At 69.3% G+C, this 17,647-nt stretch carries 13 protein-coding genes; 9 read left to right on the top strand and 4 right to left on the bottom strand.

Annotated elements, in window-relative coordinates; genetic code table 11:
• Window positions 1-63: 63 nt before the first annotated feature.
• Both CSC65_RS08455 and CSC65_RS08450 read left to right on the top strand, forming a co-directional pair.
• A complete protein-coding gene (locus CSC65_RS08455; protein ID WP_162410244.1) occupies window positions 64-624 on the top strand; it encodes an ECF-type sigma factor in 561 nt (186 codons plus the stop codon).
• Window positions 625-647: 23 nt separating this feature from the next.
• Window positions 648-3,440 carry a tetratricopeptide repeat protein gene (locus tag CSC65_RS08450; protein WP_162410128.1) on the top strand — a complete coding sequence of 931 codons (2,793 nt, stop codon included), beginning with the start codon at window positions 648-650 and terminating at the stop codon, window positions 3,438-3,440.
• A gap of 75 nt (window positions 3,441-3,515) precedes the next feature.
• Here the strand turns inward: CSC65_RS08450 and parE are convergent, their stop codons facing one another.
• On the bottom strand, window positions 3,516-5,405 hold the full coding sequence (gene parE, locus CSC65_RS08445; protein WP_162410127.1) for a DNA topoisomerase IV subunit B: 1,890 nt from the start codon (window positions 5,403-5,405) through the stop codon (window positions 3,516-3,518).
• A 233-nt stretch (window positions 5,406-5,638) separates the two neighbouring features.
• Between parE and CSC65_RS08440 the strand changes: the two genes are divergently transcribed.
• The 7 genes from CSC65_RS08440 (at window position 5,639) to truD (ending at window position 12,392) form a co-directional block, all read left to right on the top strand.
• Entirely contained in the window at window positions 5,639-5,908 is a 270-nt protein-coding gene (locus CSC65_RS08440) for a hypothetical protein (protein ID WP_162410126.1), read from the top strand.
• 140 nt (window positions 5,909-6,048) lie between these two features.
• On the top strand, window positions 6,049-7,710 hold the full coding sequence (gene pyrG, locus CSC65_RS08435) for a CTP synthase (protein WP_162410125.1): 1,662 nt from the start codon (window positions 6,049-6,051) through the stop codon (window positions 7,708-7,710).
• A gap of 541 nt (window positions 7,711-8,251) precedes the next feature.
• On the top strand, window positions 8,252-9,544 hold the full coding sequence (eno, locus tag CSC65_RS08430) for a phosphopyruvate hydratase (protein ID WP_162410124.1): 1,293 nt from the start codon (window positions 8,252-8,254) through the stop codon (window positions 9,542-9,544).
• A 13-nt stretch (window positions 9,545-9,557) separates the two neighbouring features.
• Entirely contained in the window at window positions 9,558-9,911 is a 354-nt protein-coding gene (gene ftsB / locus CSC65_RS08425) for a cell division protein FtsB (protein WP_162410123.1), read from the top strand.
• The gene (ispD, locus tag CSC65_RS08420) at window positions 9,908-10,600 is read left to right on the top strand and encodes a 2-C-methyl-D-erythritol 4-phosphate cytidylyltransferase (protein WP_202922859.1); all 693 of its coding nucleotides are present in this window, start codon (window positions 9,908-9,910) and stop codon (window positions 10,598-10,600) included. Before ftsB ends, ispD begins: the two co-directional genes overlap by 4 nt.
• A 227-nt stretch (window positions 10,601-10,827) precedes the next feature.
• Window positions 10,828-11,328 carry a 2-C-methyl-D-erythritol 2,4-cyclodiphosphate synthase gene (ispF, locus tag CSC65_RS08415; protein ID WP_162410121.1) on the top strand — a complete coding sequence of 167 codons (501 nt, stop codon included), beginning with the start codon at window positions 10,828-10,830 and terminating at the stop codon, window positions 11,326-11,328.
• The gene (gene truD / locus CSC65_RS08410; RefSeq protein ID WP_162410120.1) at window positions 11,325-12,392 is read left to right on the top strand and encodes a tRNA pseudouridine(13) synthase TruD; all 1,068 of its coding nucleotides are present in this window, start codon (window positions 11,325-11,327) and stop codon (window positions 12,390-12,392) included. Before ispF ends, truD begins: the two co-directional genes overlap by 4 nt.
• Window positions 12,393-12,520: 128 nt before the next feature.
• Here the strand turns inward: truD and bamA are convergent, their stop codons facing one another.
• From bamA to CSC65_RS08395, 3 genes are all read right to left on the bottom strand, one after another.
• Window positions 12,521-14,986, bottom strand: a complete 2,466-nt coding sequence (bamA, locus tag CSC65_RS08405) for an outer membrane protein assembly factor BamA (RefSeq protein ID WP_162410119.1) — start codon at window positions 14,984-14,986, stop codon at window positions 12,521-12,523.
• A 68-nt stretch (window positions 14,987-15,054) separates the two neighbouring features.
• A complete protein-coding gene (gene rseP, locus CSC65_RS08400; RefSeq protein ID WP_162410118.1) occupies window positions 15,055-16,413 on the bottom strand; it encodes an RIP metalloprotease RseP in 1,359 nt (452 codons plus the stop codon).
• Window positions 16,414-16,455: 42 nt separating this feature from the next.
• Entirely contained in the window at window positions 16,456-17,646 is a 1,191-nt protein-coding gene (locus tag CSC65_RS08395; protein ID WP_162410117.1) for a 1-deoxy-D-xylulose-5-phosphate reductoisomerase, read from the bottom strand.
• Between the last annotated feature and the right edge of the window lies 1 nt (window position 17,647).

Below are 17,647 nucleotides of genomic sequence, written 5' to 3'. Positions count from 1 at the left end.
ATTGCCTATAATCGAGGCCGTGTCGCCGGCTGCGTGGTGCCGGCTCGCCATGGGGAAACCGGTTTGTCCGAAGACATCACACGACTGCTGCTGTCCTGGCGCGGAGGCGACCTGCAGGCGCGCGAACAGCTGTTCGACGCGGTCTACGAGGCCTTGCGCGAGATGGCCATGGCCCGGCTGGGTGCGGCCCGCGGCGACGTCACGCTGCGCCCGACCTCGCTGGTCCACGAAGCCCTGCTGCGCATGCTCGGCCGCGATGTCGGCTACGCCGACCGCGCGCACTTCTTCGCCCTGGTCGCCTTGAAGATGCGCGCGGTGCTGGTCGACCACGCGCGTTCCAACGTCGCTGCCAAGCGCGGAGGCGGCGCGATCAACGTAACCCTGTCGCACGTGGACCAGGGGGGGGCGCACAACGAAGATGTAGGCGACTACGATGTGCTGGCGCTGCACCAGGCGCTGGAGCAGCTGGCAAGCCACGACGAACGCGCCGGGCGCGCCGTGGAGCTGGCGTACTTCGGGGGCATGTCGCACGAGGAGATCGCCACGGTGCTGGAGATCTCGGTGCCGACGGTGGATCGCGACCTGCGTTTCGCCAGGGCCTGGCTGAACCGCCAGCTCGCCTGAGCGGCGCCACAGGGGGGAGGGGCATGAGCGGAAACGAGCACTGGCACCAGCTGCGCGGCCTGTTCGACGCAGTCTGCGACCTGCCGCCGGAAGCCTGGCGCAGCGAACTCGAACGCCTGACCGCCGACCCGGCCCTGCTGCGTGAAACGCTGGAGCTGTTGCGCTCGCAGACCGTGTCGCTGGAACGCGCCCGCGCGCCGGTGGACGGACTGCTGGCGAGGCTGGCCGGACCGGAGATGCAGCCGGGTGACACGCTCGGTCCCTGGCGCCTGACCGGGCGGCTCGCGTCGGGCGGGATGGGCGTGGTCTTCGTCGCCGAGCGCGCCGATGACCTCTACCTGCAGAAAGTGGCGGTGAAGCTGCTGCGTGGCCTGCCCGACCCGCGCACGGCCGAGCGCCTGGCCGAGGAGCGCCGGATCCTGGCCGGCCTGCAGCATCCCAACATCGCGCGCCTGTACGACGGCGGCACCACGGCGGCCGGCCTGCCGTACCTGGTCATGGAATTCGTCGACGGGCAGCCGCTGGACGCGTACTGCAGCGAACAGGCGCTGGACCTGCGCCAGCGGCTGGCCCTGTTCGTGCGCATGTGCCGCGCGGTGCAGGCCGCGCACGCGCACCTGGTCGTGCATTGCGACCTCAAGCCCGGCAACGTGCTGGTGCGCGCCGATGGCGAACCGGTGCTGCTGGATTTCGGCATCGCCCGGCTGCTCGACGGCGCGGGGCAGGGCGAGCGCACCGCCTATTGCACGCCTGCCTACGCCGCGCCGGAAACGCTGGCGGGCGAGCCGGTCGGCGTGGCCAGCGATGTTTTCAGCCTGGGCGTGATCCTGGTCGAACTGCTCGCCGGTCGACGCGTCGAGCGCGATGCCGGCGATCGCGACCGGTCCGTGGTCGTCCCAAGCGAGTGGGCCGGCGCCGATTGCGCCTGGCGCCGGCGCCTGCGCGGCGACCTGGACGCGATTGCCGGCCGCGCCTGCGCGCTGGAACCTGCGCGGCGCTATGCATCGGTCGACGCCCTGGCCAACGATGTGCAGCGCTACCTGGACCATCGTGCCGTCGCCGCGCGACAGGGCTCGCGCACGTACCGGTTCGGTCGCGCCCTTCGCCGCCACTGGCGTGGCGCGAGCGTCGCCACGCTCGTGCTGGGGCTCAGTGCGGGCTTCGTCTGGCAATTGGGCCAGGAGCGCGATCGTGCGCGCCAGGAAGCCCGGGTCGCCGAACAGGTCGGGCAGTTCCTGCTCTCCGCCTTCGAGGCCGCCGATCCGCGCCAGCGCGGCAAGGGCGAGACCGAAGCTTCGGCGCGCGAAGTCCTCGATGCGGGCCTGGCCCGGGTCGACGTGGAACTGGCAGACTCGCCGGCGATCCGTGCCCGCGTGCAGCAGGTGATCGGCCGCGCCTACAACAACATCGGCCAGCCGCAACGTGCCGAGGTGCTGCTGCGCGCGGCGGTCGAGGGGCTGCTTGCGCCTGGCGTAGACGAGCCGCTGCTGGCGGCCGAAGCGATGGCCGACCTGGCCACGCTGCTGGCCAACGACCGCCGTGGTCCGGACGCCGAAACGGTCGCCCGTCGCGCGCTGGACGTCCTCGACAAGCACGGCGCGGGCGAAGGCCCGGAAACGGCACATGCCTGGAACGGGCTCGGCCTGGCGCTGATGGAGCAGGAGCGTTTCGACGACGCGGAGGCTGCGTTCCTGCATTCACTGGAGCTGCGCAAGACCTTGCCCGAGGCACAGCGCAAGGTTGCGGTCATCACCCACAACCTCGGGCTGCTCTATCGCAGGCGCGGCGACCTGGATCGCTCGGAGAAAGCCCTGGACGAAGCGCTGGCGATGAAGCGCGAGCTGCACGGCGACCGCTCCTACGAGGTGCTGGGGACGCGCCACGTGCTGTCGATGACGTTGGCCGAACAGGGCCGGTTGCGCGAAGCGGAGGCGCTGCAGCGCGAGAACCTTGCGCTGTCGCTGGACCTGTTCGGCGAAATGAGCGACCACACCAGCACCGCATACAACGAACTGGCCAGCCTCAACCAGGACCTGGGCGAATACCCCGCGGCCGCGGACTATTACACGCGCGCGCTGGAGGTGGAGGCTGAGGTGGCAGGCGAACAGAGCGTGGGCTACATGGTCACGCTCAACAACCTGGCCACCCTGGAGGAATCGCGTGGCGATGCCGAGCGTGCGCTGCAGCTGTTCCGGCGCTCGTTCGATTACCGCCGCGGCAGCCTGGGTCCCGACAATCCGAACACCCTGCGCGCCGAGGTGAACCTCGGGCGGGCGCTCATGCGGGTCGGGCGCCTGGACGAGGCCGAGCCCCTGATCGCGCGCGTGCAGTCGGTGTGGACGGCGCGCCTGGCCCCGGATGCGGCCGACGTGCTGCGCACGCGCATGGGCTGGGCGGAGTGGGAAATGCGCAAGGGCCGCTTCGATGATGCCCGCCAGACGCTGGACGCGCTGCAGCCGCTGATCGTAGGCAAACCGCCGATGTTCGAGTTCCGCCACCAGACGCTGGTGGCCGAGCTGCTGCAGCGGCAGGGGCATGCGGCCGAAGCGGCGGCGGCCTGGGCGCGCGCCGTGGCCTTGGCCGAAGCCCAGTTCGGAAGCGACACCATCTCCACCGCGCGCTGGCGGCTGTCGTGGGCCGAGGCGCTGCTGCAGTCCGGCGAGGCCGGGCAGGCGAGTGTCCAGGCAGGAAGGGCCGCGCCGGTGCTGCGTGCGCAGCTGGTGCCCGGCTCCGAACTGCCCCGCAGGCTCGAAGCGCTTCAGGCGGCGCTGGGAAGCGAAGCGGGCGCGCCGGTCGGCGCTGCCGCGGCGGACTAGCCGGCAGGCGGGGCGCCCGGGTCAGGGCCAGGCCTGCGGCGGTGGCGCGCAGGGCCTGCGAAGTCCGGCGCGTCCTCAGACTTCCAGTGAAGCCAGGTCGCCCTTGGTCTCCAGCCACGCCTTGCGATCCGACGCCCGCTTCTTCGCCAGCAGCATGTCCATCAGCGCGCGGGTCTGTTCGCCGTCGTCCACGGTCAGCTGCACCAGCCGGCGCGTGTCTGGATGGATCGTCGACTCGCGCAACTGCTGCGGGTTCATCTCGCCCAGACCCTTGAAGCGGGTTACGTTGACCTGTCCGCGCGTCTTCTCGCGCGCGATCTTCTCCAGCAGCAGGCGCTTTTCTTCCTCGTCCAGCGCGTAGTGCACCTGCTTGCCCACGTCGACGCGGAACAGCGGCGGCATCGCCACGAACACGTGGCCGGCCGCGACCAGCGCCGGGAAGTGGCGCAGGAACAGCGCCGCCAGCAGGGTGGCGATGTGCAGGCCGTCCGAATCCGCGTCGGCCAGGATCACCACCTTGCCGTAGCGCAGGCCGCCGATATCGTCCTTGCCCGGATCGCAGCCGATCGCCACGGCCAGGTTGTGCACTTCCTCGGAGGCGAGCACGGTGGTGCTGGCCACTTCCCAGGTGTTGAGGATCTTGCCGCGCAGCGGCAGGATCGCCTGGAAGTCCTTGTCGCGCGCCTGGCGCGCGCTGCCGCCGGCCGAATCGCCTTCGACCAGGAACAGTTCGGTGCGCGACAGGTCCTGGCTGATGCAGTCGGCCAGCTTGCCCGGCAAAGCCGGGCCCTGGGTGACCTTCTTGCGCACGACCTGCTTTTCGGTCTTCAGGCGCGCACTGGCGCGATCGATCGCGATCTGGGCGATCTTCTCGCCGAGCTCGACATGCTGGTTGAGCCACAGGCTGAAGGCGTCGTGCGCGGCGCCTTCGATGAAGCCGGCGGCCTGGCGCGAGGACAGGCGTTCCTTGGTCTGGCCGCTGAACTGCGGGTCGGTCATCTTCAGCGACAGCACGAACGACACGCGGTCCCACACGTCCTCCGGCGCCAGCTTGACGCCGCGCGGCAGCAGGTTGCGGAAGTCGCAGAATTCGCGCAGCGCATCGGTCAGGCCCGAGCGCAGGCCGTTGACGTGGGTGCCGTGCTGCGCGGTCGGGATCAGGTTGACGTAGCTCTCCTGGACCAGCTCGCCGTCCGGGATCCAGGCCACCGCCCAGTCCACGATCTCGGTGTCCTTCTTCAGCGCACCGGTGAACAGGTCGGCCGGGAGCAGTTCGCGGCCCGCCAGCTCGCCCTTGAGATAGTCGCGCAGGCCATCCTCGTAGTACCAGCGGTCACGCTCGCCGGTCGCCTCGTCGAGCAGGGTGACGCTCAGCCCGGGACACAGCACGGCCTTGGCGCGCAACAGGTGGCGCAGTGCGCGCAGGTTGAACTTGGGCGTATCGAAATACTTCGGGTCGGGCCAGAAGCGCACCCGCGTGCCGGTGTTCTTCTTGCCGACCGTGCCGACCACTTCCAGCGGCGTGGCGCGGTCGCCATTGCGGAAGGTGATGCGGTGCTCGCTGCCTTCGCGCTTGATGTGCACTTCCACCAGCGTGGACAGCGCGTTGACCACGCTCACGCCGACGCCGTGCAGGCCGCCGCTGAAGGTGTAGTTCTTGTTGTTGAACTTGCCGCCCGCGTGCAGGCGGGTAAGGATCAGTTCCACGCCCGGGATCTTCTCTTCGGGGTGGATGTCCACGGGCATGCCGCGGCCGTCGTCGGCCACCTCGCAGCTGCCATCCTTGAACAGGACGACCTCGATCTCGCGGGCATGGCCGGCCAGGGCTTCGTCGACCGCGTTGTCGATGACTTCCTGGGCCAGGTGGTTCGGCCGCGCGGTGTCGGTGTACATGCCCGGTCGACGCTTGACCGGGTCCAGGCCGGAGAGGACTTCGATGTCGGCGGCGTTGTAGCGGCTGCTCATGGAACCTTGCGCTGGAAGCGTTGCGATGCAGCGTCGAAGTGTGCGGCCTGGCCCCGGTTTTTGCACCCTGTTGCCTGTTCAGGGGGGCGCAGGCGGCGACGGCGTATAAGGAACCCGGGACGGAAAACAGGCAGTGGAACGCGGGGATCCCGCGTCGCCGCATCCAGTTTCCCGGACCGCAACAACGGGCGGGACCCCTTGTCCGACATCCCGCCCACGCAAAGGAGGAACGCATGAACCGACGTCTGTTCTGGGGTGCCGTGGTCGCCACCGTCGCCGTGGCCGCCGCCGCCCCGCTGCTGGCGCAGAACCGCCAGGCCGGCCAGGGGCAGGGCCAGCAGAACGCCGCGCTGGCCGAGCACAAGGCGCAGGAGCAGCGCGAGCGCGACCAGGCCGCCGAGCGCGCCAAGCGCCGCGAGGCCGCGCGCGCCGGCCAGGACGACCGGGACAAGTCCCGGCCGCAGAAGGAAGAGGAAGAAGAGCAGAAGCGCGATCCGCGCTGAGCCTTGCGGGACGGGGCCTGCCGGTGGATCCGGCAGGCCTGGACCCGGATCTCGGGAGCAGCGGAACGCTGCGTGCAGGGGCGCCCGGCTTGGGTGATGGCGGTCGAGCCGGTAGACTATGGCTTTCCGGAGCCCCGCTCATGACTCCCCTCATTTTCGTTACCGGCGGCGTCGTGTCCTCGCTTGGCAAGGGCATCGCCGCGGCTTCGCTTGCGTCCATCCTCGAGACCCGTGGCCTCAAGGTCACGATGATGAAGCTGGACCCCTACATAAACGTAGATCCCGGGACGATGAGCCCGTTCCAGCACGGCGAGGTGTACGTCACCGATGACGGCGCCGAGACCGACCTGGACCTCGGGCACTACGAGCGCTTCGTCCGCACCCGCCTGAGCCGCAAGAACTCGGTCACCACCGGCCGGATCTACGAGGCCGTGATCCGCAAGGAGCGCCGCGGCGACTATCTCGGCGCGACCGTGCAGGTGATCCCGCACATCACCGACGAAATCAGGCGCTGCATCGACGAGGCCACCGAAGGCTCGGACGTCGCCCTGGTCGAGATCGGCGGCACCGTGGGCGACATCGAGTCGCTGCCGTTCCTGGAGGCGATCCGCCAGATCCGCGCCGAGCGTGGCCCGGACAAAGCGCTGTTCATGCACCTGACCCTGGTGCCGTACATCGCCGCGGCAGGCGAGCTCAAGACCAAGCCGACCCAGCATTCGGTCAAGGAGCTGCGCTCGATCGGCATCCAGCCCGACGTACTCCTGTGCCGTTCCGAGCAGCCGCTGCCCGAAGGCGAGCGCCGCAAGATCGCGCTGTTCACCAACGTGCCCGAGCGCGCGGTGATCTCGGTCGAAGACGTGGACGTTCTGTACAAGCTGCCGATCGAACTGCACGCGCAGGGCCTGGACGCACTGGTTGCCGACCGCTTGCGCCTGCCGGTGACGCGCCCGGCCGACCTGTCCGAGTGGGAAGCGGCCGTCGATGCGACCGTGAATCCGGTCGACGAAGTCACGATTGCGGTCGTCGGCAAGTACGTGGACCACAAGGACGCGTACAAGTCGGTAAGTGAAGCGCTCAAGCACGGCGGCCTGCGCCAGCGCACGAAGGTCAACCTGAAGTGGCTGGAATCGCAGGACGTCGAGGAAGACGCGCAGGCGCTGCTCGGCGACGTCGACGGCATCCTGGTGCCCGGCGGCTTCGGCGACCGCGGCTTCGAGGGCAAGGTCCTGGCCGCGCAGTTCGCGCGCGAGCACGGCGTGCCGTATTTCGGCATCTGCTACGGCATGCAGGCGGCGGTGGTGGACTACGCGCGCCACGTGGGCGGGCTGGAAGGTGCCAACAGCACCGAGAACGACAAGCAGTGCCTGCATCCGGTGATCGGCCTGGTCACCGAATGGCGTACCGCCACCGGTGAGCTCGAGCGCCGCAGCGAGGGTTCGGACCTGGGCGGCACCATGCGCCTGGGCCTGCAGGAGCAGCGGCTCAAGCCGGGCACGCTGGCCCGCGAGCTGTACGGCAAGGACGTGGTCGCCGAGCGCCATCGCCACCGCTACGAGTTCAACAACCGCTATCGCACCCAGCTCGAGGACGCCGGCCTGGTGATTTCGGCCAAGTCGATGGACGACCTGCTGGTGGAAATGATCGAGCTTCCGCGCACGGCGCATCCGTGGTTCCTGGCCTGCCAGGCGCACCCGGAATTCCTGTCCACGCCGCGCGACGGGCATCCGCTGTTCGTCGGCTTCATCCGCGCCGCGCGCGAGAAAAAGGCCGGTGGCAAGCTGCTCAAGGAAGCGCGGGCGTAACGGCGTAAAGCGTCATGGCCTGATGATTGCCGAGGGGCGCCGTTGCGGCGCCCCTGGCATCCATGTCCCCCGGCGCCGGTGAAGCCGGCGCCTCCTCCTTTACTTCCTGCCAGGGGCACCGCAACGGCGCCCTGACCGGATGGCAGGCAGTTCTCGAAGGAGGAGGCCGGACGAGTCCGGCTCTACGCAACCGGAGTTGCCGGTGCATCCTTCCATCCGCGCGCCCGAATCGGCGGGTGTCTGCGTGGATGTGCGGCTGTTGCTGTTCCATGCGCGCGGGTCACCTCCGGACGTCGTGGTGAGGGGGTTCCCACCCGGAAGTAAAGGAGGAGGCACCGGCTTCACCGGTGCCGGGGGACATGCAGGGTGGGAACCCCCTCGCCGCGACGCCACCGCCAACCAGTCCGATGCTTTCCCTGGCAACGGACCGCCAGCTGCCTGCGACGGCCAAGTCACGGAAAACACGGGCAAACCGGCGCATGACCGGCGCCGCTCCGTTAAACTCCGGACCGACTCCACACACCTGACGCATGCCCAGCCCATGACCAGCATCGCCAAGATCCACGCCCGCGAAATCCTCGACAGCCGCGGCAACCCGACCCTCGAGGCCGAAGTCACCCTGGCCGACGGCTCCTTCGGCCGCGCCGCGGTGCCGTCCGGTGCCTCGACCGGCACCAAGGAAGCGGTGGAACTGCGCGACGGGGACAAGACCCGCTACCTGGGCAAGGGCGTGAAGAACGCCGTCGCCAACGTCAACGGCGCGATCGCCACCGCGCTGGCCGGCTTCGATGCGACCGACCAGCAGGGCCTGGACCGCCGCCTGATCGACCTGGACGGCACCGAGAACAAGGGCCGCCTGGGCGCCAACGCGCTGCTCGGCGTCTCGCTGGCCAATGCGCACGCAGTGGCCGCGTCGAAGAAGCAGCCGCTGTGGAAGTACCTGTCGACGATCACCGAGTCCGACGTGGCCCTGCCGGTGCCGATGATGAACATCATCAACGGCGGTGCGCATGCCGACAACAACGTCGATTTCCAGGAATTCATGGTGCTGCCGGTCGGCGCGTCGTCCTTCTCCGAAGCGCTGCGCACCGGCACCGAGATCTTCCATTCGCTCAAGTCGGTGCTCAAGGGCCATGGCCTGAGTACGGCGGTCGGCGACGAGGGCGGCTTCGCCCCGGACTTCCGCAGCAATGTCGAGGCGCTGGACACCATCCTCGAGGCGATCGGCAAGGCCGGCTACACCGCGGGAGAGGACGTGCTGCTGGGCCTGGACGTGGCTTCCAGCGAGTTCTACGACAACGGCAAGTACCACCTGGTCGGCGAGAACAAGCGCCTGACCAGCGAGCAGTTCGTCGACTTCCTCGCCGACTGGGCCGCGCAGTACCCGATCATCACCATCGAGGACGGCCTGGCCGAGGACGACTGGGCCGGCTGGAAGCTGATCACCGAGCGCATCGGCAAGAAGGTTCAGCTGGTGGGCGACGACCTGTTCGTGACCAACCCGAAGATCCTGCAGCAGGGCATCGATTCGGGCACCGCCAACGCGATCCTGATCAAGGTCAACCAGATCGGTACGCTGACCGAAACCCTGGACGCCATCGCGCTCGCGCACCGGGCCAACTACGCATCGATCGTCTCGCATCGCTCGGGCGAGACCGAGGACACGACGATCTCCGACATCGCCGTCGCCACCACCGCGACCCAGATCAAGACCGGCTCGCTGTGCCGCAGCGACCGCGTCGCCAAGTACAACCAGCTGCTGCGGATCGAGGAAGCACTGGGCGGCTCGGCCCGCTACGCCGGCCGCGACGCGTTCGTCTCGCTCAAGCGCTGACCGGAAGCGTTCGATGCGCACGTTGCGCTGGGTGCTGCTGGGGCTGGTGCTGCTGCTGGGATGGCTGCAGTACCGGCTCTGGTTCGGCATCGGCAGCGCCGGTGAGGTGTCCGCGCTCGAGGCGCAGGTCGCGCACCAGGACCGCGAGAACGGGGGGCTGAAGGAGCGCAACGCGGCGCTGGCCGCCGAGGTGCGCGACCTCAAGGAAGGCGTCGCCGCGGTCGAAGAGCGCGCCCGCAGCGAGCTGGGCATGGTCAAGCCGGGCGAAGTGTTCTATCGCGTGGTCGAGGATCCGGCGCAGCGCGCCGCGGCCGCGCAGGAAGAGGACGATCCGGCCGAAGCCGCCACGCCGGCGGAGATGGACTGATGGCGTCGATCTGGGCCGTGGTCCCGGCGGCCGGGCGGGGCAGCCGCTTCGGCGGCGAGCTGCCCAAGCAGTATCTCCACGTCCAGGGCAGGCTCCTGCTGGAGCACACCCTGGATGCGCTGTTGGCGCACCCGGCCGTGTCCGGCGTGGTGCTGGCGCTGGCCGATGGCGATGCGCTCTGGCCCGGCTGGACGGAATACGCGGGCCGGCCGTTGCTCGCCTGCACCGGGGGCGAAAGCCGCGCGGCTTCCGTGCTGGCGGCGCTGCAGGCGCTACCGGACTCGGTGCGCGCGGACGACTTCGTGCTGGTCCACGATGCGGCGCGGCCCAACCTCTCGCTGGCCGACCTGGACCAGCTGCTGGAACGGGGTCGTGCCGATCCGGTCGGCGCGATCCTGGCGGCGCCGGTTCGCGACACGCTCAAGCGTGCTGGTGACGATGGCGGCATCGACGCGACCGAGTCACGCGACCGCCTGTGGCGTGCGCTGACCCCGCAACTGTTCCGCCGCCTGCAGCTGACCCGTGCGCTGCAGGCCGCGTCGGAGGCCGGTATCGAGATCACCGACGAAGCCATGGCGCTGGAACGCCAGGGCCTGCGCCCGCTGCTGGTGGAGGGGCGCGAGGACAACTTCAAGGTCACCACCCCGGCGGACCTGGCACGCTTCGAATTCGAGCTGTCGCGGCGCTGAGTACGGGTCCCTGGAGGGCGCCCCTGCCTGAAGGAAATTCCTGCATCGCGTAGCTGGCCTCCCGCGAAAGGAGGCATGCGGAGGGCCTTCCTTCTCCACAGAGGTCGCCGCGGCGGCATTGCCGCACGCTCCGCAGAACCGGGGGGTATTCGTGCCCATCTCCGCTGCAGGGTGAGAGAATCGTTTCCGGCCCGTTTGCCGGGCGCCAGCAGCGAAGCAGGATCCACATGACCGAATCTTCCGCCACCGTTCCCTTCCGCATCGGCCAGGGCTTCGACGTGCATGCCTTCGGCGAGGGTGACCACGTCATGCTCGGCGGCGTGCGCGTGCCGCATGACCGCGGCATGGTCGCGCACAGCGACGGCGACGTCGCCCTGCATGCGCTGTGCGACGCGATCCTCGGCGCGCTCGCGCTGGGCGACATCGGCGTGCACTTCCCGCCATCGGACGAGCGCTGGCGCGGCGCGGACAGCTTGGGGCTGCTGCGCCACTGCGTTGCCCTGGCGGCGGAGCGCGGCTGGCGGCTGGGCAATGCCGACGTCACCGTGGTCTGCGAACGGCCGAAGGTCGGTCCGCATGCGTTGTCGATGCGGGAACGCATTGCCGAGGCGTGCGGCGTGGCGCTGGACGCGATCAGCGTCAAGGCCACCACCAGCGAGAAGCTGGGCTTCACCGGGCGAGGCGAGGGCATCGCCGCGCAGGCGGTGGCTTTGCTGGTGAAGGCGTGAGCGGTCCGGAGGCCCCCGCCGTCGCATTCGGCGCGCCGGTCCTGTCGGCGCGGATCCGGGTGCAGCCGGAGGACTTCAGGGTCGACGAGATCGATGCCTTCGAGGCCAGCGGCGAGGGCGAGCACCTGCTGCTGACCGTGGAGAAGCGCGGCATGAACACCGGGTTCGTCGCCGGCGCGGTCGCGCGCTGGGCGGGTGTTCCCGAGGTGGCCGTGGGTTTCGCCGGACTCAAGGACCGGCACGCGGTCACCGTCCAGCGTTTCAGCGTGCAGTTGCCCGGTCGCGATGCCCCGGATCTGGCCACGCTGGAGCAGGACGGTCTGCGCGTGCTGGCGCAGGCGCGGCACCGGCGCAAGCTGTCGCGTGGCGCGCTGGACGGAAACCGCTTCGCCATCGTGCTGCGCGGCGTTGTCGGCGAACGTGGGGACATCGAGGCGCGCCTGGCGCAAATCGCCGCGCGCGGCGTCCCCAATGCCTTCGGCGAGCAACGCTTCGGCCATGGCGGCGGCAACGTCGGCAAGGCGATCGCGATGTTCGCGCAGGGCCCGCGCGGCAAGCGGATGGGGCGCGAGCAGCGGTCCATGCTGCTGTCGGCGGCACGTTCGGCGCTGTTCAACCGGGTACTGGCGATGCGTGTGGCCGACGGCAGCTGGGACCACGGCATCGATGGCGAGGTGTGGGTGCTGGCGGGCAGTCGCAGCGTGTTCGGCCCGGAACCCTGGAGCGATGCACTCGCGCAGCGGCTGGCTGCGTTCGACATCCACCCCAGCGGTCCGCTCTGGGGGCGCGGTTCGCTGCGCAGCGAGGGTGCCTGTCATGCGCTGGAACAGGCGGCGCTCGACGACGACACCTCACTGTCCCTGCGGGACGGCCTGGAGCGTGCAGGCCTGGAGCAGGAGCGCCGCGCCTTGCGCGTGCAGGCGGGGGCTCTGTCCTGGGAGTGGCTGGATGCGACCAGCCTGCGCGTGTCGTTCTCGCTGCCACCCGGCAGCTACGCTACCGCCGTCCTCGACCAGCTTGGCCTGGTCGAGGACGCCGCCGGCTTCGCCGGCGCGGGTCGCTAGCAACACCTGCGCGCCTCGCGGACCGGCGCGGGTTTGGCCTGATGAAAAGCACTGCGGCCCCAGGTGGGGCCGCAGGCGTTGCTTTGCAGCGTGGGGTCCGGCGCCTGCGCGAGGCAGGCGCCAGCGACTCAGAAGCCGCCGCCGAAGGTGAACTGCAGGCGCTCGATCTCGTCGCCGTCCTTCTTCTTGAACGGGTAGGCGTAGCTGATCGAGATCGGGCCGACCGGCGCGCGCCACAGCAGGGCCACGCCCGCCGACGCACGCAGCTCGTTGGCGTCGAAGTTGTCCCAGCCGTCGTACACGTTGCCGAAGTCGACGAAGGCGGACACGCGTGCGGCCTTGCTGTCGAACAGGCGCGGGAACACCATTTCGATCTGGCCGACGGTCTTCAGCGAGCCGCCCAGCGGCTGGCCGCGGTAGCCACCGATCGGTTCGGAACGCGGACCCAGCGTGTTGTCGCGGAAACCGCGGACAGAACGCGTACCACCGGCGTAGAAGTTCTCGAAGAACGGCAGGCCGGTAGCGGTGACGGTCTTGTCGTAGTCCGGCGAGCTCGGCAGGCAGGGTTCGCTCGGTGGCGGGCCGGGGACGTAGGTGTCGATTACGCCATCGCCATTGCTGTCCACGTAGGAGCCCGGGGTGAAGCAGAGGGCTCGCACTTGGTCGTTCCCGTAGCTGTCGCCGTAGCCGAGGTCCAGGCCGGTGCGCAGCACGAACGCCGGATGCAGCATCCAGTACTTGGAGAACTCGTAGTTGAGCTTGTAGTACTCGACCGTCGAGCCCGGCAGCGTGGTTTCCAGGCCCACGCGCTGGTACATGCCCGCGGTGGGCATGAAGTAGTCGTTGCGCGTGTCGCGCGCCCAGCCCAGCTCGCTGCGCCAGGCGTGGAAGGTGTTCTGCCCGATCGCATTGACGTAGTCGACGATCGACTGCGGCGTGCTGCCCGGGTAGGTCTGGATCTGGTTGCTGTCGATGCCGAACAGCAGCGAGACCGAGCTGTTCTCGGTGATCGGCAGGCCCAGGACCGCCTGCGCCGCGGCGTTGGTGCTGTTGTACTGCGCGGTGTTGAAGTCCGAGTAGTCGAGCTCGCGCCACCACAGGTTGTAGCCCAGCGACACGCCTTCGTCGGTGAAGAACGGGTTGAGGTAGGAGAACGCGTAGCGCTGCATGTAGTCGCTGCGCTGCGCCTCCACCGACACGCGGTTGCCGCCGCCGAGGAAGTTGTTCTGCGACAGCTGGATCGAGGCGGTCATGCCGGCCAGCTGCGAGTAGCCCAGGCCGAACACGAAGCTGCCCGAGGTGGTTTCCTTGACGTTGAACACCACGTCGACCTGGTCGTTGGTGCCGGGCACGGCCGGGGTCTCGACCTCGACCGTCTCGAAGTAGCCCAGGCGCTGCAGGCGGATCTTCGAGCGGTCGATCGCCGCCTGCGAGAACCAGGCGTTCTCGAACTGGCGCATCTCGCGGCGCAGCACTTCGTCGGAGGTGCGCGTATTGCCCTTGAAGCTGACCCGGCGCACGTTGACGCGCGGGCCGGGGATGACCTGCAGGTTGATCGCGACGGTGCGGTCTTCGCGGTTGGTCGTCGGGATCGGGTTCACCTGGGCGAAGGCGTAGCCGATGTTGGCCAGGGTGTTGGTGATCGAATTGGCGGTCAGTTCCAGCAACACGCGCGAGAAGGTGTTGCCGGCCTTGGGGATGACCAGGCGCTCGATCTGGTCCTGCGGCAGGATCGTGTCGCCGGTGACCTTGATCTCCGAAATCGTGTAGACCTCGCCCTCGGTGACGCTCGCGGTCAGGTACATGTCGCGCTTGTCGGGGCTGATCGAGACCTGGGTCGAGTCGATGTTGAAATCGATGTAGCCGCGGTCCAGGTACCAGGAGTTGAGCTTTTCCATGTCGCCGGACAGCTTCTCGCGCGAGTACTGGTCGTCGCGCCGGTACCAGGACAGCCAGCTGCTCTCGCGCGATTCCCAGGCCGAGAGGATTTCCTCGTTCTGGTAGGTCTCGGTGCCGATCAGGTTGACGTGGCGGATCTTGGCCGCCTTGCCTTCCTTGACGTCGATGGTCACGTCGACGCGGTTGCGGTCGAGCTGGCTGACCGTCGGCGTGATCTGGACGTTGTACTTGCCGCGGTTGTTGTACTGGCGGGTCAGTTCCTGGAGGACGCGGTCCAGGCTCATGCGGTCGAAGGTCTCGCCCTCGGCCAGGCCGATGTCCTGCAGGCCCTTGAGCAGGTCCTCGGTCTTGATGTCCTTGTTGCCGGTCAGCGTGAGCTTGTTGATCGCCGGACGCTCGGTCACGGTGATCACCAGGATGTCGCCCTGGCGGTCCACGCGCACGTCCTCGAAGAAGCCGGTCTTGTACAGCGCGCGGATGGTATCGCCTGCGCCGGACTGATCCAGGGTCTCGCCACGCTCTACCGGCAGGTAGGTGAACACCGTGCCGGCCGCAATACGCTGCAGGCCGTCGATGCGGATGTCGCTGACGGTGAACGGTTCGACCGACTGCGCCATCGCCGGCAGGCCGTACGTGGTGGCCAGGGTCGAAACGAGGGCAAGGGCGAGCAGGCGGCGCACGGGGAATCGCGTCATGTCACATCCGGTGGGGAAACGTAGGGCTGGAACCACGGTGGAGGGGCGAGAGCCGGTATGGAGGTCGGTCATCGCGGCACCAGACCCAGAATGTCGTTGTAGAAGGCCAGGCCCATCAGGCCGGCCAGCAGGGCCAGGCCGACGTACTGCCCGGCAGCCATCGCGCGTTCGCTCAACGGGCTGCCTTTGACCAACTCGATAAGGTAATACAGCAGGTGACCGCCGTCCAAGATCGGGATCGGCAGCAGGTTGATGATCGCCAGGCTCAGCGACAGCAGGGCGAGGAAGAACAGGAACCAGTCGGCGCCGCGCTTGGCCGAGGCATTGGCCGCCCGGGCGATGGTGACCGGACCGGACAGGTTCTTCACCGAGGCCTCGCCGGTCAGCATCCGTCGCATCATGCCCAGCGAATCGCTGGCCAGGCGGCCGGTCTCGCGCAGGGCGGCGGGGATCGCGGCCAGCGGGCCGTAACGCTGCACGGCGTCGTAGGCGGGCACCTGCGGGGCGGCCAGGGCGATGCCCAGCTCCCAGTGCCCGGCGCGCTGCGGATCGGTGCTTGGGCGCGGGGTGAGCTCCAGGGCCAGGCGTTCCCCGTTGCGGTCGACTTCGACCATGCCCGTGCCGCCGCGTTCGCCCAATTCCTGCACCAGGGGCGAGATCTCGCCGGCCGAATCCACCCGGGCACCGTCGATGGCCAGGACCAGGTCGCCCGGCTGCAGGATGCCGGCGGCGGCGGAGTCGTCGCGGACCGTATCGATCCGCGCCGGTGCCAGCATGAATCGCCAGGTGAAGCCGGACTGCTCGGGTATGCGGCGTTCGTCGAGGTTGTCGGGGAGGTCGGACAGGCGCAGGGTGCGGACGGCCTCCTCGCCCCCGGCATCCTCGACCCGTACCTCGATGTCGCGACGGTCCAGGGCCGGCGTGGCCAGCGCCATGGCCGCCTCGGTCCAGGTGGCGACCTCGCGGCCCGCGACCTCGACCAGGCGATCCCCGGGCTGGAAGCCGGCCTGCGCGGCGACGCCGGTTGCATGGCCGACGATCGGCGCGTAATCCTGGCGCCCGACCATGAACATGGCCCAAAGCAGGGCCACGCACAGCAGCAGGTTGGCCGCGGGACCGGCGGCCACGATCGCGATGCGGCGCCAGACACCCTGCCGGTTGAAGGCATGCGCCTGGCGGTGCAGGGGTACGTCGCCCTCGCGCTCGTCGAGCATCTTCACGTAGCCGCCCAGCGGGATCGCGGCGATCGCGAACTCGGTGCCGGCGCGGTTGTAGCGCGACCACAGCGGTTTGCCGAAGCCGACCGAGAAGCGCAGCACGTCCACCCCGCAGCGGCGCGCGACCCAGTAGTGGCCGAATTCATGGAAGGTCACCAGCAGCCCAAGGCTGACCACCAGCCACCAGATGGAGCCGAAGAAGTCACCCATGGACGGGGCTCTGTCGCGAAACGCCGGGGCGTGCGGTGGCGCTCATGCGATGGAAGTCCGGGAGTCGATCCGTTGGCGGGTGAACCTGCGCGCGTCTGCGTCTGCGTCCAGCAGCGCCTGCAGCGAGCCGGCTGGTGCCGCGGGCAACGCGGCGAGGGCGTCCTCGACCAGCGCGGGGATGCCTAGGAAACCGATCCGGCCCTGAAGAAACGCTGAAACGGCTTCTTCGTTGGCGGCATTGAGCACCGCCGGGGCGGTGCCACCGGCGGACATCGCGTCGCTGGCCAGGCGCAGGCAGGGGAACGCGACCGGGTCCGGTGCCTCGAAATCGAGCCGGCCCTGGGCCAGGAGGTCCAGGCCCGATACGCCCGAGTCGATCCGCTCCGGCCAGCCCAGGCCCACCGCCAGCGCGGTGCGCATGTCCGGCATGCCCAGCTGGGCCAGGGTCGAGCCGTCGATGTACTCCACCAGCGCGTGGACCAGGCTCTGCGGGTGCACGAGCACGCCGATGCGGTCGGCCGGCAGGCCGAACAGATGGTGTGCCTCGATGACTTCCAGGCCCTTGTTCATCAGCGTGGCCGAATCGACGGAGATCTTCGGGCCCATCGACCACTTCGGATGCGCGATCGCCTGCGCCGGCGTCACCTGCGCCAGCCGGTCGCGGTCCCAGCCGCGGAACGGACCGCCCGAAGCGGTAAGCACGATCCGGCGCACGCCGCCGGCCTCGCACGAGCGCAGGCACTGGAACACCGCGCTGTGCTCGCTGTCGATCGGCACGATCTCCGCGCCGGAGCGCCTCGCGGCGGCGATCACCAGTTCGCCCGCGAGCACCAGCGATTCCTTGTTGGCCAGCAGCAGGCGCTTGCCGGCGCGCGCGGCGGCAAGCGTCGAGCCGAGACCTGCGGCACCGACGATCGCCGCGACCACCGTGTCGCAGGCCGGGCCGGCCACCAGCGCTTCGAGTGCTTCGGCGCCGGCATGGGCCCGGGTGTCCAGTCCGGCTTCGCGCAGGCCGTCGCGCAGGCGCGCGTAGGCAGCCGGTTCGGCGATCACCGCATGGTCGGGCTGGTGGGCCGCGCACAGCGCCAGCAGCGCCTCCACGTTACCGCCGGCGGCGAGCACGCTCGCCCGCATCCGCGCCGGATGGCGCGCGATCACGTCCAGCGCCGAGGTGCCGATCGAGCCGGTGGCGCCAAGCACGGCGACCTGGCGCATGTCCGCAGCGGATTGCATG

Origin of the sequence: Pseudoxanthomonas daejeonensis (assembly GCF_010093205.1) — a bacterium.
In the GTDB taxonomy this organism is placed as follows: Bacteria; Pseudomonadota; Gammaproteobacteria; order Xanthomonadales; family Xanthomonadaceae; genus Pseudoxanthomonas; species Pseudoxanthomonas daejeonensis.
This window is presented reverse-complemented; position numbering and strand designations above follow the sequence as displayed.